Origin of the sequence: Agrobacterium sp. ST15.13.015 (assembly GCF_027871645.1) — a bacterium.
GTDB lineage: Bacteria > Pseudomonadota > Alphaproteobacteria > Rhizobiales > Rhizobiaceae > Agrobacterium > Agrobacterium leguminum.
In genome coordinates this window covers 49,494-66,648 of the sequence record NZ_JAQAHF010000005.1, presented here as the reverse complement: position 1 = coordinate 66,648, position 17,155 = coordinate 49,494, and the positions used below count along the sequence as shown (strand labels likewise).

General features: G+C 59.8%; 16 protein-coding genes. 12 read left to right on the top strand and 4 right to left on the bottom strand.

Annotated features, from left to right (window positions below; translation table 11 throughout):
- Window positions 1-8: 8 nt before the first annotated feature.
- On the bottom strand, window positions 9-761 hold the full coding sequence (locus PIB16_RS09525) for a GntR family transcriptional regulator (protein WP_271045518.1): 753 nt from the start codon (window positions 759-761) through the stop codon (window positions 9-11).
- Between the two features lie 153 nt (window positions 762-914).
- On the opposite strand from PIB16_RS09525, the gene PIB16_RS09520 reads away from it, so the two are divergent.
- The 6 genes from PIB16_RS09520 to PIB16_RS09495 all read left to right on the top strand — a co-directional run bounded on the left by PIB16_RS09520 (window position 915) and on the right by PIB16_RS09495 (window position 6,717).
- Entirely contained in the window at window positions 915-1,097 is a 183-nt protein-coding gene (locus PIB16_RS09520; RefSeq protein WP_065656974.1) for a hypothetical protein, read from the top strand.
- Between the two features lie 115 nt (window positions 1,098-1,212).
- Window positions 1,213-2,394, top strand: coding sequence for a Gfo/Idh/MocA family protein (locus PIB16_RS09515; protein ID WP_271045517.1), 1,182 nt, complete (start codon window positions 1,213-1,215; stop codon window positions 2,392-2,394).
- A 12-nt stretch (window positions 2,395-2,406) separates the two neighbouring features.
- A complete protein-coding gene (locus tag PIB16_RS09510) occupies window positions 2,407-3,291 on the top strand; it encodes a carbohydrate ABC transporter permease (RefSeq protein WP_003521273.1) in 885 nt (294 codons plus the stop codon).
- Entirely contained in the window at window positions 3,288-4,145 is an 858-nt protein-coding gene (locus PIB16_RS09505) for a carbohydrate ABC transporter permease (RefSeq protein ID WP_020809501.1), read from the top strand. The genes PIB16_RS09510 and PIB16_RS09505 overlap by 4 nt, the downstream gene beginning before the upstream one ends.
- Window positions 4,146-4,183: 38 nt before the next feature.
- Window positions 4,184-5,416: an ABC transporter substrate-binding protein gene (locus PIB16_RS09500; RefSeq protein ID WP_065656975.1), complete on the top strand. Its 1,233-nt coding sequence runs from the start codon at window positions 4,184-4,186 to the stop codon at window positions 5,414-5,416.
- Between the two features lie 188 nt (window positions 5,417-5,604).
- Window positions 5,605-6,717: an ABC transporter ATP-binding protein gene (locus PIB16_RS09495; RefSeq protein ID WP_065656976.1), complete on the top strand. Its 1,113-nt coding sequence runs from the start codon at window positions 5,605-5,607 to the stop codon at window positions 6,715-6,717.
- A 152-nt stretch (window positions 6,718-6,869) separates the two neighbouring features.
- Here the strand turns inward: PIB16_RS09495 and PIB16_RS09490 are convergent, their stop codons facing one another.
- Window positions 6,870-7,355, bottom strand: a complete 486-nt coding sequence (locus PIB16_RS09490) for a hypothetical protein (protein WP_269831321.1) — start codon at window positions 7,353-7,355, stop codon at window positions 6,870-6,872.
- Window positions 7,356-7,598: 243 nt separating this feature from the next.
- Here PIB16_RS09490 and PIB16_RS09485 point away from each other — a divergent pair, with 243 nt between their 5' ends.
- From PIB16_RS09485 to PIB16_RS09460, 6 genes are all read left to right on the top strand, one after another.
- On the top strand, window positions 7,599-8,462 hold the full coding sequence (locus PIB16_RS09485; protein ID WP_065656977.1) for a MurR/RpiR family transcriptional regulator: 864 nt from the start codon (window positions 7,599-7,601) through the stop codon (window positions 8,460-8,462).
- Between the two features lie 82 nt (window positions 8,463-8,544).
- A complete protein-coding gene (locus PIB16_RS09480) occupies window positions 8,545-9,327 on the top strand; it encodes an SDR family oxidoreductase (RefSeq protein WP_078052402.1) in 783 nt (260 codons plus the stop codon).
- A gap of 44 nt (window positions 9,328-9,371) precedes the next feature.
- Window positions 9,372-11,291 carry a beta-N-acetylhexosaminidase gene (locus PIB16_RS09475; RefSeq protein ID WP_271045516.1) on the top strand — a complete coding sequence of 640 codons (1,920 nt, stop codon included), beginning with the start codon at window positions 9,372-9,374 and terminating at the stop codon, window positions 11,289-11,291.
- A 12-nt stretch (window positions 11,292-11,303) separates the two neighbouring features.
- Complete coding sequence (locus tag PIB16_RS09470) at window positions 11,304-12,737, top strand: M81 family metallopeptidase (RefSeq protein ID WP_271045515.1); 1,434 nt, start codon at window positions 11,304-11,306, stop codon at window positions 12,735-12,737.
- Window positions 12,738-12,799: 62 nt separating this feature from the next.
- Window positions 12,800-14,005, top strand: a complete 1,206-nt coding sequence (locus PIB16_RS09465) for an MFS transporter (protein WP_020808536.1) — start codon at window positions 12,800-12,802, stop codon at window positions 14,003-14,005.
- A gap of 26 nt (window positions 14,006-14,031) precedes the next feature.
- A complete protein-coding gene (locus PIB16_RS09460) occupies window positions 14,032-14,772 on the top strand; it encodes a copper homeostasis protein CutC (RefSeq protein ID WP_271045514.1) in 741 nt (246 codons plus the stop codon).
- On the opposite strand, the gene PIB16_RS09455 is transcribed toward PIB16_RS09460, so the two are convergent.
- Window positions 14,738-15,889 (bottom strand): glycosyltransferase family protein, encoded by a 1,152-nt coding sequence (locus PIB16_RS09455; RefSeq protein WP_271045513.1) that lies wholly within the window; start codon window positions 15,887-15,889, stop codon window positions 14,738-14,740. The genes PIB16_RS09460 and PIB16_RS09455 overlap by 35 nt on opposite strands.
- Window positions 15,886-17,133, bottom strand: a complete 1,248-nt coding sequence (locus tag PIB16_RS09450) for a glycosyltransferase (RefSeq protein ID WP_271045512.1) — start codon at window positions 17,131-17,133, stop codon at window positions 15,886-15,888. The genes PIB16_RS09455 and PIB16_RS09450 overlap by 4 nt, the downstream gene beginning before the upstream one ends.
- Between the last annotated feature and the right edge of the window lie 22 nt (window positions 17,134-17,155).

Here is a 17,155-nt window from a genome sequence, read left to right as displayed (position 1 = left end):
GAGATTTGTCACTCGGGCCCCATCGTCAGTTCGGCGACGAGGTCATAGGCGTCGCTGCGGTACAGCGCGCGGGATATTTCCATGAGGCGCCCGCTTTCCAGATAGGCCATTCGCTGAACGGAAAGCGCTGCCGAGCCCGGCGGAACCCCGAGCAGCAATGTTTCCTCATCGGTGAGGTTACGGGCGGAGATGCGCTGAATGGCGCGCACCGGGCGAATGCCGTTTTTCTCAAGCTCCAGATAAAGCGAGTTTTCCACCAGTTGCGGGTCAGGCAGGATATCGCCCGGCAGGCTGGTGACTTCGAGTGCGATTGGCTGGTCATTGGCAAGACGCAGACGCGTGAGCCGCGCCACCATGGCGGATTGGGAAAGGCCGAGCGCCATCATCTCGTCGCCGGTCGGGTGGAACAGGCCTCTGTCCAGCCAGCGGGTGCTCGCCGTCATTCCACGCCGGCGCATGTCCTCGGTAAACGAGGTGAGTTTGGTCAGGGGCTGCTGCATGCGGGTGATGGGCTTGACGACGAAAGTACCCGAACCGTGCCGGCGAACGAGAAGGCCGTCGCGGACGAGATCGTCCACCGCCTTGCGCACCGTGACGCGGCTGACGCAGGCGCTTTCGGCGATATCCCGCTCCGGCGGCAGGGCGTCGCCGTGCTTCAGGTGGCCGCCATTGATGGCGTCTTCAATCGTCTGGCGCAGTTTCAGGTAAAGCGGGCCGCCACCTGATTGCAGGTCGTCCAGATTAAGCGCTGCCCCGTTCATCCATAACCTCTGTCACGATCCATGTGGTCGGCGATATGGCCGGCTCTGGCTATATCATATGCCGCGTAATCGGCAATACCAAAATAGAACCATTGCTAGATTTGTACGATTAATCGGTGGTTTTTTCGATTTTTTGCCGAATAATAAGGCTGCATGCTTGATATTTTCGCATTAACCAAAAAAATTTTCTCGATAACGGAATTGCTCTGGACGATTGGCATTTTTTTGGTATTGTTTTTTACGTCGGTGGTCGGCGGCGATGCGTTTCGCATCCGTCGCGCCGGGAAAATCGGTTTTCGACTCGCGGCAGCGTTTGCGAAATCGAATTTAGCTTGACCGTTGTGAAAATTAATTTCATCGTGGCAGGAAATTATCGCAGATAACTGGATGACCAGCACAGAAATGGTCGCTTCTGCGAAAATGAATTACGAATGAACAGGGAACAAAGTTCATGAAGGTGGGAATTATCGGACTCGGATTCCGTCTCGGTTATCTGGGCTACGTTTTTCATGAGATCGACAAGGATTTCGAGATCGTCGGTTACGTCGATCCCGCGCCGGCGGGCCTGCCGGGCCTGCAGGAAAAGGGCATTTCGGCCGGCAAGGCTTACGATAGTCCCGAGGTGCTGATCGCAAACGAAAAATTCGATCTCTTGATGATCGGCTCACCGAACCACATGCATCTGGAGCATATCCGTATCGGGCTTGAGGCCGGCTGCACCATCTTCTCGGAAAAACCCATCGTCGTCAGCATCGAGGAAAGCCTCGAGCTTGCCCGGCTGCTCAACAAGCACGGGCATGAGCGGCTGCTCGTCGGTCTGGTTTTGCGTTATTCCCCGCTCTACCGCGATCTGCGCGCCGCACAGGCGGAAGGCAAGCTGGGCGATGTCGTTTCCATCGAGGCCTCGGAGCATATCCCGCCCTATCACGGCGCATTCTTCATGCGCGACTGGCGGCGTTACGAGAATTATTCCGGCTCCTTCATGCTGGAAAAATGCTGCCACGACCTCGATCTCTATAACGGCGTGGTCGGTGCGCGGCCGCGTTTCGTCTCGAGCTTCGGCGGGCGCAAGAGCTTCACGCCGGCAAACGCGCCGCAGCATGACGGCATCAACGACATGGAGGTTTACCATCGCAAGCCGAGCGGCTGGATGGGTTCCGACAAGGTCTTCGACAGCGACGGCGACATCATCGATTACCAGACGGCGATCGTCGAATATGAGAACGGCGCATCGCTCGCCTTCCATACCAATCTCAATGTTCCCGACGATTTCCGCCGTTTCTGCGTCATCGGCGCCAAGGGCATGGCTGAGGGCGATTTCGTGCGCGGCTTCCTGAACGTGCACAATGCCCGGACAAATGAAAAGACCGTGGCCAAGACCTATTCGGCGGCGACCGCGCTCTCGCAGCATTACGGTGCGGACGAGCAGATGGCCGAGGACGTGATCGCCCATATCGTCAAGGGTGCGGCCCTTCCGGTTTCCGCGCTCGATGCGATCGAGGCCGGTATTCTGGCGCTTGCCATGGATGAAGCGCGCCATGGCCGTAAAGTGATCGATCTCAAGCCGGTGTGGGAGGAATACGATCTGGCGCTGCACGGGCAGCCGAAATCCCCCGCTGTGAAATCGGCTTGAGGGGGCGGCGCGATGGATGCGAAACGCAGCGCGGTCGTCTTTGCCTGGCTTCTTCTTCTGCCGGCGCTTTTATACATAACGGTTATCGTTGCTTATCCGCTCGTCGATACCTTCATCCTGTCCTTTACCGATGCGTCGCTTAGAAAAACGACGAATTGGGTCGGCTTCATCAACTACGAGAAGATTTTCAACGCGACTTTTGCCGATGTCATCACGCGGACCTTTATCTGGACGTTCTTTTCCGTCTCGATAAAGATGATCATCGGCACATTCGGTGCGGTCTTGCTGAATTCGGCCGTGCCCGGCCGGGCGCTGTTTCGTATCCTGACCATGCCACCATGGATCGTGCCGATGGCTATCGGCATCTTCATGTGGGGCTGGATGTATAACGGCCAGTTCGGCATGATTTCCGGGGTGCTCCAGAACCTCGGCCTGGTGGATGGTCCGGTCGCGTTCCTCGCCTATGGCAGAACGGCCTTCTGGGCAACGATCGTCACCGACGTCTGGATCGGCGTGCCGATGGTGACGCTCTATCTGCTGGCGGCCATCCAGGCCATTCCGCAGGATCTCTACGAGGCCGCGTGGACAGACGGGGCAAGCCGCTTCTACCGCTTCCGCCGTATCACTCTGCCGCTGATGCTGCCGGCCATGATTACCATGTCGATGATCTCGCTGATTTCGACCTTCAATTCCTTCGATATCATCTGGATCCTGACACAGGGCGGCCCAACCGGCCAGACGACGACCATGATCATCGACACGTACAAGACGGCGATCGGCTCCTACAAATACGGTGAAGGTGCGGCCCGCGCCGTGCTGATTTGCATCTTCCTGTCGATCTTCACCTATTTCTACTTCCGCATCACCAGCCGCATCTCGCAGGAGGCCAGCCGATGAGCGACAAGAATGCGATGATCAACCGCTACAGGTGGTATGAAATCGTCGGGATTTATTGCGGTATCGCCGTGTTCCTGACCTTCGTGCTGGCGCCCTTCGTGGAAGGATTTCTGGTTTCGCTGAAGCCGCTCAGCCTGCTTTTCTCTTCGCCCTACAAGTTCTGGCCGGAAAACGGTTCCTTCGAAGCCTACCGGACCATGTGGGTCAGCGTTCCGGGCTTTGCCCGCTACGTTTTCAACTCCTTCTTCATCTCCACCATTTCGACCATCATCGTCCTCATCCTGGTGGTGCCGGCTTCTTATGCTTTCGCCCGTTTCGAGTTTCGTGGGCGTGGGCAGTTGCTTGGCGCATTTCTGGCGATCAACATGTTTTCGGGCGCGGTGCTTCTGATCCCGCTTTACCGGCTGATGCGCAACATGGGTGTGCTGAACACCTATCTGGCGATGATCATTCCCGGCGCGGCCTTCCTGATCCCCACCGCCATCTGGCTGTTGCGCACCTATATGCTGCGTATTCCGCGGGAACTGGAAGAGGCGGCCTATGTGGACGGTGCGAGCTATTTCTATACCTTCCGCCGGGTGATCCTGCCGCTGGCGATGCCGGGCATCGCCGTCGTCTCCATCACCACCTTCATCGGCGCTTACGCCCAGCAGTTCATCTTCGCGCTCACCTTCAATTCCAAGACCGAATATATGCCGCTGCCCATCGGCCTTTTCGCCTATTTCGGTCGCCAGGAAGTCATCTGGAATGAGTTGATGGCGGCCAGCTTCGTCGGCATTGCGCCGGCCATGGTCGTGATCTTCTTCATGCAACGATATCTCGTCAGCGGCCTGACCGCCGGCGCGGTGAAATAATCAACAACCGGAACGACCACCAAAACGGGAGACTACCTATGGCACTGAAACATTACGGATTGGCGCTCTGCGCTTTCGCATTTGCCGGTTCCACTGCCCTTACGACGGTGACGGCGCACGCCGCCGACAAGGAGATCAGCTGGATCTATTGCGGCGACAAGATGGACCCCATCCATGAGAAATACATCAAGGAATGGGAAGGCAAGAACGAGGGCTGGAAGGTCGTGCCTGAGGTCGTCGGCTGGGCCCAGTGCCAGGACAAGGCGACCACGCTCGCCGCTGCCGGCACACCGGTCGCCATGGCCTATGTGGGTTCGCGCACGCTGAAGCAGTTCGCGCAGAACGATCTCATCGTTCCGGTGCCGATGACTGAAGACGAAAAGAAGAGCTACTACCCCAACATCGTTGACACCGTGACCTTCGAGGACACGCAGTGGGGCGTGCCGGTCGCCTTCTCGACCAAGGCACTTTACTGGAACAAGGACCTGTTCAAGCAGGCGGGTCTCGATCCGGAAACGCCGCCGAAGACCTGGGCCGAAGAGATCGCGTTTGCCAAGCAGATCAAGGAAAAGACGGGCATCGCCGGTTACGGCCTGCCGGCCAAGACCTTCGACAATACCATGCACCAGTTCATGCACTGGGTTTACACCAACAACGGCAAGGTGATCGACGGCGACAAGATCACCGTCGACAGCCCGCAGGTTGTTGCAGCGCTGAAGGCCTATAAGGACATCACGCCCTATTCCGTCGAAGGCCCGACGGCCTATGAGCAGAACGAAATCCGCGCCATCTTCCTCGATGGCAAGGTCGGCATGATCCAGGCCGGTTCGGGCGCCGCCACGCGCCTGCAGGAAACAAAGATCAACTGGGGCATCGCCACGCTGCCGCTCGGCCCGGAAGCGAAGGGTCCCGGCACGCTGCTCATCACCGACAGTCTTGCGATCTTCAAGGGAACCGGCGTGGAAGAAAAGGCGACCGAATTCGCCAAATTCATCACCTCTCCCGGTCCGCAGGGCGAATACGAACTGCAGGGCGGCGCGGGCCTCACCCCGCTGCGTCCGTCGCCGAAGGTCGATGAATTCATCGCCAAGGATCCCTTCTGGAAGCCGCTGATCGACGGTATCGCATATGGTGGTCCCGAGCCGCTCTTCACGGACTACAAGGGCTTCCAGGACACGATGATCGAAATGGTGCAGTCTGTCGTTACCGGCAAGGCAAGCCCGGAAGATGCCGCGAAGAAAGCGGCTTCGGCTCTCGAGCAGTATAAATAATCTTTCATGAGCACGGATGCGGGCGCTGGCCGTCCGCATCCGGCAAGTTTCGCCGTGGGAATGCCTTGCGTCTTCCGGGATGCTCTTTCCCCCTGTTTTCAACGGTTCCGATTCCGTGTGGCTTTGCCCCTGTTTCGGAACATCTCTGAACGTGGCCAGATGTCGGCCGCTGACGGGAGAGGCAAGTCTTGGGTCAGCTTTATCTCAACAACGTCCGCAAGAACTATGGACATTTCGAAGTCATCAAGGGCGTTCAGCTCGACATCAGGGATGGCGAGTTCGTCGTTTTTGTCGGCCCCTCGGGATGCGGCAAATCCACATTGCTGCGCATGATCGCCGGCCTTGAGGATATTTCCGCTGGCGACGTCGTCATTAACGGCGTGAAGGTCAATGACTTGCCGCCGGTCAAACGCGGCATCGCCATGGTTTTCCAGTCCTATGCGCTCTACCCGCACATGACGGTTTTTGAAAACATCGCTTTTCCGCTGCGCGTCGAGAAGATGGAGGAGGACAAGATCAAGCAGAAGGTCGAGGGCGTCGCCAAGATTCTCCAGCTCGATCAGCGTCTGCAGCAGCGCCCCGGCATGTTGTCCGGCGGCCAGCGCCAGCGCGTGGCGATCGGCCGCGCCATCGTTCGCGAGCCGAAAATATTCCTGTTCGACGAGCCGCTTTCCAACCTCGATGCAGCACTTCGCGCCGATATGCGCATCGAACTCACCAATCTTCACCGGACGCTGAAGGCGACGATGATCTATGTCACCCACGATCAGGTGGAAGCCATGACCATGGCCGACCGTATCGTGGTGCTGAATGCCGGCGAAATTGCCCAGGTCGGTGCGCCGCTCGAGCTTTATCACAAGCCGGCTAACCTCTTCGTGGCAGGTTTCATCGGCAACCCGAAAATGAATTTCCTGAAGGTCACCTGCAAATCCGTCAGCGCCGAGGGTGTGACGGTGGAATATGAGGGACAGACGATCACCGTGCCGGTGGAGCCCCGCGCCGGTCTTGAAGGCGCGCAGCTGACGCTCGGCATCCGCCCGGAACATACCGGCCTCGAAACGGCCGACCTCAATGTCACGGTCGCGCCCAGCGTGATCGAGCGGCTCGGGGTCAATACCATCGCCTATGGCGTCGCGCCGACGGGTGAGAATTATTGCGCGCTGCTTTCCGGCTCCGCACCTGTGGTCGTGGATGAGCCCATCGTCACGGGTATCAAGGCATCGGATTGCCATTTGTTTGACGAAAGCGGCATTGCGCTCGAGCGGCGCGTCGATCTTTCAGTCCTCAAGCTGATCCAATAAGGCGCAGGAGCCGGGCCATGTTATCTGTTTCCCAATGCCCGGCTGTTCCTGACGCGATCCGTCTTCGGCAGCATTTTTCCGCCCCTTCCAGACGAAAAAACAACGCCGGTCTTTCGGCCCGGCGTGCGAAGCTTTTCCCGATGTCCGCCGGATCACGGCATGGGGTTGGGCATGTAGCCGGTGAAACCGCTGATCTTCCAGCGTCCCTGATGCAGCCGGCAATAATAGAGCGTCTGCCATTTCATGACGTCGAAGCTGCCATCGGCCTTGCGAAGCCCACCGTCGAACTTCTTGCGCACCAGCGCGGTCTCACCTTCCACTTCGATTTCTTCCAGCGTGGTGGTCGCAAAGATCGCATCGCGCGGGTTCTCTGCGAATTGCTGGGTTTGAAAATCCTGCGCCTGCCGCAGCCACTCGTCGCGATAGGCGCTGAGCGAAGGGAACGACAGGCGCCAATTGTCCGGGTTCGCATCCCGGTTGGCGTTGATGCCGAGAAAGCCGTCCTCGACGAAATCATCCGTGACCTTCGACCAGTCGGCGGCCAGAAAAGCGTCGATGTCCCGCGTTACCAGCATCTCCCAGATGGAATGGCGGGCGATGTCTGTTTCGGGAAAGGGGTTTTTGAAGGGATCACGCATGGTTTGGGTCCATTATTGAAATTATTTTCAAGATTTGGAGATTTCTCTGGTGTTGATTGTTGGCATATGCTCATCTCTCAATCAACAGAGAAAATAATTTTCAAATCAAAGGCGTGTGTGGTGTCGTCAGCAAGACGAAACATCCTCGATTCATGGATCTATGCGGTTGACGGGCGCGCTTTCTTAGGGTGCATCGGAAACGGGGCCAAGCCTTAAGTTTTGGCGGAACGGAGACCGGTGAACATGGATATTTTCGCAAAAATACAGGAAGACAGGGGACAATTCTCGCAGTCGGAGCGGCGGATTGCCGATATTCTGGTTTCGGACTTCGAATTCGCCGTCAATGCCTCGATCATCGAGCTTGCGGCCCGCGCCGAAGTGTCGCCACCGACCGTGACGCGGTTCTGCCGTCGGCTGGGGTGCCAGAGCTTTTCGGATTTCAAGGTCAGCCTCGCCAAGACGGCCTATGTGGGTATCCGATACCTCACCTCCGAACCCTCCAGCACTGGTCCCTCGGATGTGGCGGAAGAGGTGCTCGCCAAGGCACAGGAAGCGCTTTTCCTGTTGCACAGGACGCTCGATCCCGCCCTTGCCGATGAAGCGGCGATCAGGATCGCCAATAGCGGCATGATCTATGCCTTCGGCGCAGGCGGCAACTCCTCGATGATCGCTTCGGAAATTCAGAATCGGCTGTTCCGCCTGGGCCTGCGCGTTTCGACCAGCGCCGATCACAGCATGCAGCTGATGATGACGGCTGCGGCGCGCAAGGAAGATGTCATCATCGGTTCGTCCTTTTCAGGCCGCAACATGGAACTGGTGAAATGTTTCAGGCTGGCGCGGGAAATGGGGGTCACCACCATTGCGCTCACCCAGAGCGACACGCCTGTTGCCGCGGCCGCCGACATGGTGGTGGCGGTCAATGTGCCCGAGGGAAACAATATCTTCCGCCCCACCTCATCGCGCTACGCCTATCTGGCCGCCGTCGATGTTCTGGCGACGCTTGCTGCCTATCATCAACGGCAACGATCGATGGTGACGTTGCGTCACATCAAGCAGCAGCTCGTGGAACATCGTGACCCGGATGACAAGCAATTGCTCGGTGACTGAGGCGGGCTGACGAAAAACACAGGCTGCTTTGCCTGAGACCCGCTTTGTGGCGGGTCGGAAAGCTTCAAGGGAGTTGTAGGAGATGAAGGACAGGAAAGACCAGCTCGCCGTCGTTACCGGCGCGGCAGGTGATATTGGCCGGGCAATTGCCACGGCGCTCGCTGAAAGCCATGCAAAGGTCGTGTTGGTCGATATCGATCCCGACGCCCTTTCGAGCGCGCTATCCCTGCTTTCCAGTCCCCGCTTCGTTGCGAAAACCTGCGATGTCACCGATCCGCAGGACCTTGCGAGGCTGGCCGCCGAGGTCGCGGAGCTGGGCGATGTTGTTACCCTCGTCAACAATGCGGGCGCGGCAAGAGCGGTCAGCCTGCACGACACGACCGCCGATATATGGCGCAGGGACAATGCCCTCAATCTGGAAGCGCCGTTTCTCTGCTTCAGGGCTTTCGAAGAGGCGTTGAAGCGGACCCAGGGGTCGGTGGTCAATATCACGTCCGTCAACGGCATGGCGGTGTTCGGCCATCCGGCCTATAGCGCCGCAAAGGCCGGGCTGATCCATCTGACCAAGCTGATCGCCGTGGAATATGGCAAATTCGGCATCCGTTCCAATGCCGTTGCGCCGGGCACCGTGCGCACCCAGGCGTGGGAGGCGCGGGCCGCCGCCAATCCTCAGGTCTTCGAAGAGGCGAAGCACTGGTATCCGCTGCAACGCATCGTGAGGCCCGACGATGTGGCCAATGCCGTTGCCTTTCTGGCCGGCCCACAGGCGGAGGCGATCAGCGGCGTGTGCCTGCCGGTCGATTGCGGACTGACGGCGGGGCAGGCGCCGCTGGCCCGGACCTTCTCGCAATCCGAACATTACTGACCGAAGCCCTCCTGAGGGCTCAATGCGCAATAAAGGGGAGCATCATGGCGCTCGCACATTATCGTCTCGAAAATTCCTGGCATCCGCTCAAAGATTCCGCCTCCGGCGGTTTTACCTTTACCCTGGTCAATCTTTCCCGCGAGCCGCTGAAGGATTTTCGCATCGTCTACACGTCGTTGACGCGGACGGTAGACAAGCCCGCTTGCGACAATGCCGTTTACCTGCGCCGCAACGCCAATTTCCATGAGTTTGCACCGCCGCCGGGCTTCGTGCTCGAGCCGGGGAAATCCTGGCGCTTCACCGTCGATGGCCTGCTGCGGCCGGCCCGGCATCGCACGGATGGCGCGAAATCCGCCTATGTCAGCCTTGCCGATGGAACGCATCGCGCCGTCGATGTCGGTGACCTGATGCTGGATGGGCGTCATAGCGAGCCGGCGCCGGTGCTGCTTCCGGAAGGCAAGCTCGATCTGCCCTTTTCCATCCAGCCCTGGCCCGCTGAAATCGACGCCGAACCGGGCGACGGTTTTCCCGTCGCGCTCTTCCCGGCGGAAGATGCGGGTGCAGAAGAAGTGCTTGCGGTGGAAACCGTGCTTTCGCTGTTCCGCCGGCTCTTTGCCGTCGGGCACGTGCCCTTTAGCCTTGCGCCGGTTCATGAGGGAAAACCGCTTCGCTTCAAGCGGCACAGCGGGCTGGAAGCGGAAGGTTATCGCCTCACTTTTTCAAAAGAAGCGGTGGTCGTGGAATATTCGGCCGCTGCCGGTCTGCAATATGGCCTGACGGTTCTGGCGCAGCTGCTGCATGGCGCGCGCATCGATCCTCAATTCCGCTTCCCGGCCTCCGGCGCCATCAGCGATGCACCCCGTTATAGCTGGCGCGGCTGCCATCTCGATGTCTCCCGGCAATTCTATCCGACAGGCGATGTCCTGCGGCTTATCGATATTCTCGCATGGCTGCGCATGAACCGCTTCCATTGGCACCTGACGGATGACGAGGCATGGCGGCTCGAAATCAAGGCCTATCCGCTGCTGACCACCGTTGGCGCAACGCGCGGCCCGGATGCGCCGCTTCTGCCGCAGCTCGGTAACGGGGCTGAGCCGGTGTCGGGCTATTACACACAGGATGAGGTGCGCATGGTCGTTGCGCATGCGGCGGCATTGAACGTCGAAATCGTGCCGGAAGTCGATATTCCCGGCCACAGCACGGCGGCTCTCGTGGCCTATCCGGAGCTGACGGACGGGCAGGAAGCGCCGGACAGCTACCGCTCTGTGCAGGGATACCCGAACAATGCGCTTAACCCGGCCATCGAGCCGACCTATGAATTCCTCGGCAAGATATTCGACGAGATGGTGGAGCTGTTCCCGTCGCGGCTGATCCATATTGGCGGCGATGAGGTTGCGGATGGGTCGTGGCTGGCCTCGCCGCTTGCCAAGGCGCTGATGGAAAAGGAGGGGCTCGATGGCACCTTCGGCGTCCAGTCCTATTTCATGAAGCGCATTCAGGGAATGCTGCATGAGCGCGGCCGCCAGCTTGCCGGCTGGGACGAGGTTTCCCACGGTGGCGGCGTCGATCCGGCCGGAACGTTGCTGATGGCATGGCAGAAGCCGGAAGTCGGGCTTGAGCTTGCAAAGCAGGGTTATGACGTGGTGATGACACCGGGTCAGGCCTATTATCTCGACATGGTGCAGGACGAAGCCTGGCAGGAGCCGGGCGCAAGCTGGGCCGGCACCGTTCCGCCTTCGCATACTTATGCCTATGAGGCTGTCGGCGAATTTCCCGAGGAGTTGAAGGAGCGGATGAAGGGCGTTCAGGCCTGCATCTGGTCCGAACATTTCCTCAATCGCGCCTATTTCAACCATCTGGTTTTCCCCCGTCTCCCGGCGATTGCCGAGGCGGCGTGGACGCCAAAAGCGCAAAAGGACTGGCTGCGTTTTGCGGCCATCGTCCCCTTGAGCCCGGTTTATTGAGGGGAAACCGACATGCGTATTGCCGTGGGTGGAATTCATACCGAGTGCAGCACCTATTCGCCGGTGCTGATGGGCGAGCAGGATTTTCGCGTCTTTCGCGGCGCGGAACTGCTGGAGGCCGAGTATTTCAATTTCCTCGGTGAAGGCGGGGCGGAGGTGCTGCCGCTTCTGCATGCGCGGGCGGTGCCGGGCGGACCGGTTTCGTGCGTGGCCTATGAGGCGTTCAAGGCGGAGTTTCTCGAACGCCTTAAGGCCTGCCTGCCGCTGGACGGGCTTTATCTCGCCATGCACGGCGCGATGAATGTCGAAGGCATGGACGATGCGGAAGGTGACTGGATTTCAAGCGCCCGCGCTGTCGTCGGGCCGGATGTCGTGGTCTCTGCGAGCTATGACTTGCATGGCAATGTCAGCCAGACGATCATCGATCAGCTCGACATATTTGCCGGCTATCGAACTGCGCCGCATATCGATGTGCGCGAGACGATGGTGCGGGCGTGGACGATGCTGCTGAAGGCCCTGAAGACGGGCGAAAAGCCCGGCGTCGCCTGGGCGAAAATTCCGGTTCTGCTGCCGGGGGAGAAGACCTCCACGGAAGACGAACCCACTAAAAGCCTTTATGCGGTTCTGCCGGATCACGATGCGCGGCCAGGCATTTGGGATGCGAATTTCATGATCGGCTACGTCTGGGCGGACGAACCCCGGGCGACGGCCTGCGCCGTGGTGACGGGAACGGACAAAGCGGCCGCACAGGCGGTTGCGACCGAGATCGCGCAATCCTACTGGAATGCCCGGCAGGATTTTCGTTTCGGCCCCGTGACAGAGCCGCTCGAGGCCATTCTGGATATCGCCGAAAACACGGCAACGCGGCCGATCATCTTGGCCGACTCCGGCGATAACCCGACCGGCGGTGGGGTTGGCGATCGCGCCGATGTTCTGGCTGCGCTGATTGCGCGCAACTGGCAGGGCGCGTTGCTGGGCGGCATCACCGACAGGCCGGCGGTCGAAGCCTGTTTTGCGGCCGGCGAAGGTGCTGCGCTTTCCCTGAAAATCGGCGGCAGTCTCGATCCGCAGAGCCCGTCCGTGACCGTCGAGGCCCGTGTTGTGAAACTGGACGATCCCGGTGCTGCTGACCAGCGGCAGGCGGTGGTCGCCATCGGCGGCATCACGGTCATTCTGGCGGCGCGGCGCAGGCCCTATCACATGATTTCCGATTTCACCCGTCTCGGCTTTAATCCAAAGGAGGTGCGGCTGCTGGTCGTCAAGTCCGGTTATCTCTCACCGGAGCTTGCGCCTATAGCCAATCCTAACCTCATGGCGCTGACGGAAGGGGTCATCAATCAGGATATCGAAAACCTTCCCAATCGCCGCCGGGACGGCGATTTTTACCCATGGAAGCCGCATTTCGATTATACCCCTCAGCCCATCCTTTCGGCCCGCTGGCGATGACAGCGGTTCGGTAGCTTTTACCCAGCGATCCGGCGGTGCCGGATCATCTCAGGCGAATATCCATGCCGTCGGCTCTTTCCATCGTCATCAACAATCCGTCGATCCGCATCGGGGCGCTCGCCATCCTGTTCTTCGGGTTCTCGAATGCGGCGACCGCCCCCTATCAGGCGGTCATCGGCATTCGCGAAATAGGACTGAGCAACAGCGTCTATTCGCTGTTGATGCTGTTTGCTGCCGTCATCAATGTCAGCGCCAGCGTTTTGATGGGCATTGTCGCAGACAGGCTGGGTGAATATCGCAAGCCAATGCTCTATATCGCGCTCTTTGGCGTCAGCGGTTATCTGCTGGTCTATCTGGCCGGCAACGCCACCGCCTTCGTCGCTGCAAAGCTGGTGCTTCTGCCGATTTTCGGAGCGATGAATTCGTTGATCTTCGCCCATGTGCGCGCCGATGCGCGCAACCTTTCGACGGGTGAGATGATCGCGGTGAATTCGATCATGCGGGCAACCATCTCGCTTTCCTGGGTGCTGGTGCCGGGCATTGTCGGTGTTTTTCTGGTGAATTCCGGGAATATGCTGATGGCGTTCCTGTTTTCGGGCATCTGCGCGCTTGTCTGCTTTCTGCTCGTCGCCTTCTGCCTGCCGCGGGCCGCCACGCCGGCTTCGGCAAATACTGAAGCGCGGTTTGGCCTGCGCGCCTCGCTTGCGGAAATCGGATCGCGGCGGGTGCTGCTCCGGATCATCGCCATCGCGCTCATCTGCTCGATGCTGCATCTCAACGATTCCGTGCGCTCGCTCATCATAACCGGACAGGCCAAGGGCACGGTGGCGGATATCGGCATTGTTGCGGGTATCGTCGCTGCGCTGGAAATCGTCTTCATTCTCCTTTGGGGCTGGATCGAGAAGAAGGTTCCGCAGACACTGACACTTGCGGCGGGAGCGGGGCTTTACGCCATCTATCTCATTCTGCAGGGGCTTGCTTCAGCGCCGTGGCATATCTACGCCCAAACGGTCATCAGTGCGCTGGGCGCCGCCGCGATCATCAGCATTCCAATTACCTACTTGCAGGAACTGATCGCGGACCGGCCGGGACTCGGAAGCTCGCTGATCGCCGTCAACATCTTCCTCGGCGCTGGTCTGGGCGCGTTGATTTTTGCCGTTGGAACCCTGGTCTCCAGCTATTCGGGAACCTCCATATTGGGAGCGATCGTAGGGCTCGGCGGCGTTTATATGCTTTACGCGCTTGATGGAAAGGGCCGCCGCAGGTAACGGCCACTCAAATGAAAGAGGTTACGATGATTCTCGAAATTTGCGTGGACGATGTCGCCGGTCTGGAAGCGGCGGTCAGCGGCGGGGCCGATCGGATCGAGCTCTGTGCGGCGCTTTCGGGCGGCGGTGTGACGCCATCGGCGGGTTTTATGCAGCGCGCGGCGTCCTGCGGGTTGCCGGTGAGCGTCATGATCAGGCCCCGCGCCGGTGATTTCGTGTTCACGCGCGACGAAGCGGATGTGATGAAACGCGATATCGACGCGGCACGTGCCGCCGGTCTTTCCGGCGTGGTGCTCGGCGCATCGCGTGGCGATGGTTCACTAGATATTGTCTTGCTTGAAGAACTGCGCAGTCATGCCGACGGGCTGGATGTGACGCTGCACCGGGCCTTTGATGTCGTGCCTGATATGGACGAGGCCCTGGAAGCCGCCATCGCATTGGGGTTCCCAAGAATTCTCACCTCAGGCGGCGCGCGTTCGGCGCTCGAAGGGATTGAGGCTTTGGCCCACCTGTCCGAGATGGCGGCAGGCCGGATCGTCATCATGCCCGGTGCCGGCGTGCGTCCCCAGAGCGTTCAGACCTTGCTGAATCGCTTTCCGATCAGGGAAATCCACGCATCCTGTTCCGCCGTTCCATCCTATGATCCGGAAAGCAGGGTGGCGAAGCTCGGTTTTACCGGCGCAGGGCGCAAGGTTACCGATGAGGCGGCGGTTCGCGAGTTGAAGACGATCCTCACCGCTCATCGTAAAGACGGCGCAGCGCTCTAGCCGTTCCGGTCGCGCCATCGAGATCGAGCGTGATCGTGCCGGGCGCCGGCAGGGACAATGCGGCCTTGATGGCATCGGCCATCGCTTGCGCAGAAATATCCTTCTCCTCCAGCACATGCGCCAGCCCCAGCCGCGCCAGCCGTTCGGCGCGGGCGCTCTGTTCGGTTTCGCCCCCGGCTGCGAAGGGGATCAGAAGCGAGCGGCATTTTGCCTGAAGAATATCGCAGACGGTGTTGTAACCGGCCTGTGAAATCGAAAGCCGTGCGCCGGCGAGCAAACTTGCGAAATCCTTGCGGAAACGGAAGACGGACACATTGCCCGCCGCCCGCGCCGAGATCGCATCGAAATCCGCCTGCGGCATGTTTGGACCGGTCACGAGGCACCAGCTCTTGCTGCCATTTAGTAGGGGGGCAGCCTCGAGAGCAGCCCGTATGAGTGCGGCCCCAACGGCGCCACCGCCTGCGGAAACCACGATATCAAATTTTTCCGCTGGTTCCGCCGGCGGAAGAGGGGCGACGAGGCCGGTATAGACGATGCGCTGGCTAATTTCGCCTGCGAGGGGAAACGTGTCTTCGAGCCGGGCGAAATCCGGATCGCCATGGACGAGCACCGCATCGAAATGTTTCTTCACCAGTGACACGGTCTCTTCGTCCCGGCCCGGTTTGGTTTTTTCCTGCAAGATGTCGCGCAGCGACGCCATGACGAGCGGGCGCGGTTCGCTGTCTTCTATCTCATCGAGAAGCGGCAACAATTCGAAACGCACCTGCCTGCGGCCGAAGGGGAACGCCTCGATGATAACGATATCGGGTTTGGCGCCGTGATAGGCGCCGATCAGCATATCGGTTCTTAGCCTCTTGAAGTCGTCGTCCACCGGTTTGCCGGAACTGTCGACCAGGCCGGCAAAACTGCCATCGCTGACGGCGATGGGCGGCAATTCGACATGGCGGATGCCCTCGCCCGGAAAGCCCGGAACCGGCGTGCCGCCCGTGACCAGCACGACATCGAAACCGTTTGCCTGAAGGGCGTTGGCAATGCGGCTGGCGCGGGCGATATGGCCGATGCCAAGAAGGTGCTGGACGTAGAAGAAGACGCAGGGGCGTTTTTCCGTATCGGTCATGGCGTTTTTTCCCACTCGGTCTCGAACAGGGCCTTCAACTCGACAATGCTGGTGCGATGGTCGAAGGCGGTGCGCACACGGTTTTCGGCGGCGCTGCTAAGGCGCTGGCGCAATTGCGGATCGGTGATGGCCGTGCGCAGGGCCTCTGCGAAGGCGGCCGGATTTTCCGGTTCCGTCAGCAGGCCGTTTTCACCACTGACGAAGAACTCCGGAATGCCGGAAATATTGGTGGAGATGCAGGTCAGCGCCTGGCTCGCGGCCTCGACCAGCACATTTGGCAGGCCGTCGCGGTCGCCATCGCTGGTGATGCGGCAGGCAAGGGCGAAGAGGTCCGCTTCCCGGTAGTTCTCCAGCACCTGCTTCTGGTCCATGGCGCCGGTCCAGACGATCCTGTCGGCAACGCCGAGTTCGTCAGCGAGTTTCTTCAGGGAGGCCAGTTCATCGCCGCCGCCGATATGGGTGAAGCGCCAGTGGATATCCCGGGGCAGCGAGGCGAGCGCACGCAGGAGAATATCGATGCCCTTTTTCTTGACCGCCCGGCCGACGCTCAAAATCCTGACCGGATCATCGGCATCTGAACCGTCTCTTGCCGGTCGTGGCGTTTCGAAATGCGGGAAACGGGTGAGATCGAGGCCGTGATAGCTCAGATGCACATTCTGCCTTGACCCGGAAAGGGTCTGCAGATGCTGGAAGCCGCCGGCAGTGCAGGTCACGGCCCAGCGGGCGCTTTGCAGCTTGGCGGCAAGGTCGCGGTCGCTGGAGGTCCAGATGTCCTTGGCGTGGGCCGAAATCGTCCAGGGCGTGCCGGTGATGAGGTGGGTATAGGCGGCGACAGAGGCGGGCGTGTGGATGAAATGGACATGCAGCCATTCGGCATCCGCCGGCCATTCATGCGCGAGCACCGCAGCCTGCCCGAAACGGCGGAAGCGATTGCGGCTGAGATCATGCGGCAGGTCGGTGAAAAACCGGCGAAGCGCCTTGGAGAAGCCCGGCTTCCTGCGGCAGGCCCAAAGCGCCTTCAAAACCCGCAGTGGCTCCTCGTGCAGATATTCCGGAAGATATGTGACGGGTGCGCGAATTTCATCGTGAACGGGGTGGCGCTTCTTGTCCGTGGGCCGGCGCATCGACATGAGTTCGAGTTTCAGCCCTGCCTTTTCCAGCCCCAGAAGTTCCTGGGCGATGAAAGTCTCAGACAGGCGCGGATAGCCCTTGAGGAGCACCACGATTTTTTTTGTATCGGTCACGTTGCGCGTGTCTCTTTTGAAG

Coding starts and splice junctions, on each gene's coding strand:
- PIB16_RS09505 (WP_020809501.1), top strand. CDS start 3,288: ATGAGCGACAAGAATGCGATGATCAACCGCTACAGGTGGTATGAAATC.
- PIB16_RS09475 (WP_271045516.1), top strand. CDS start 9,372: ATGGCGCTCGCACATTATCGTCTCGAAAATTCCTGGCATCCGCTCAAA.
- PIB16_RS09480 (WP_078052402.1), top strand. CDS start 8,545: ATGAAGGACAGGAAAGACCAGCTCGCCGTCGTTACCGGCGCGGCAGGT.
- PIB16_RS09455 (WP_271045513.1), bottom strand. CDS start 15,889: ATGACCGATACGGAAAAACGCCCCTGCGTCTTCTTCTACGTCCAGCAC.
- PIB16_RS09465 (WP_020808536.1), top strand. CDS start 12,800: ATGCCGTCGGCTCTTTCCATCGTCATCAACAATCCGTCGATCCGCATC.
- PIB16_RS09490 (WP_269831321.1), bottom strand. CDS start 7,355: ATGCGTGATCCCTTCAAAAACCCCTTTCCCGAAACAGACATCGCCCGC.
- PIB16_RS09525 (WP_271045518.1), bottom strand. CDS start 761: ATGAACGGGGCAGCGCTTAATCTGGACGACCTGCAATCAGGTGGCGGC.
- PIB16_RS09510 (WP_003521273.1), top strand. CDS start 2,407: ATGGATGCGAAACGCAGCGCGGTCGTCTTTGCCTGGCTTCTTCTTCTG.
- PIB16_RS09485 (WP_065656977.1), top strand. CDS start 7,599: ATGGATATTTTCGCAAAAATACAGGAAGACAGGGGACAATTCTCGCAG.
- PIB16_RS09500 (WP_065656975.1), top strand. CDS start 4,184: ATGGCACTGAAACATTACGGATTGGCGCTCTGCGCTTTCGCATTTGCC.
- PIB16_RS09515 (WP_271045517.1), top strand. CDS start 1,213: ATGAAGGTGGGAATTATCGGACTCGGATTCCGTCTCGGTTATCTGGGC.
- PIB16_RS09460 (WP_271045514.1), top strand. CDS start 14,032: ATGATTCTCGAAATTTGCGTGGACGATGTCGCCGGTCTGGAAGCGGCG.
- PIB16_RS09520 (WP_065656974.1), top strand. CDS start 915: ATGCTTGATATTTTCGCATTAACCAAAAAAATTTTCTCGATAACGGAA.
- PIB16_RS09470 (WP_271045515.1), top strand. CDS start 11,304: ATGCGTATTGCCGTGGGTGGAATTCATACCGAGTGCAGCACCTATTCG.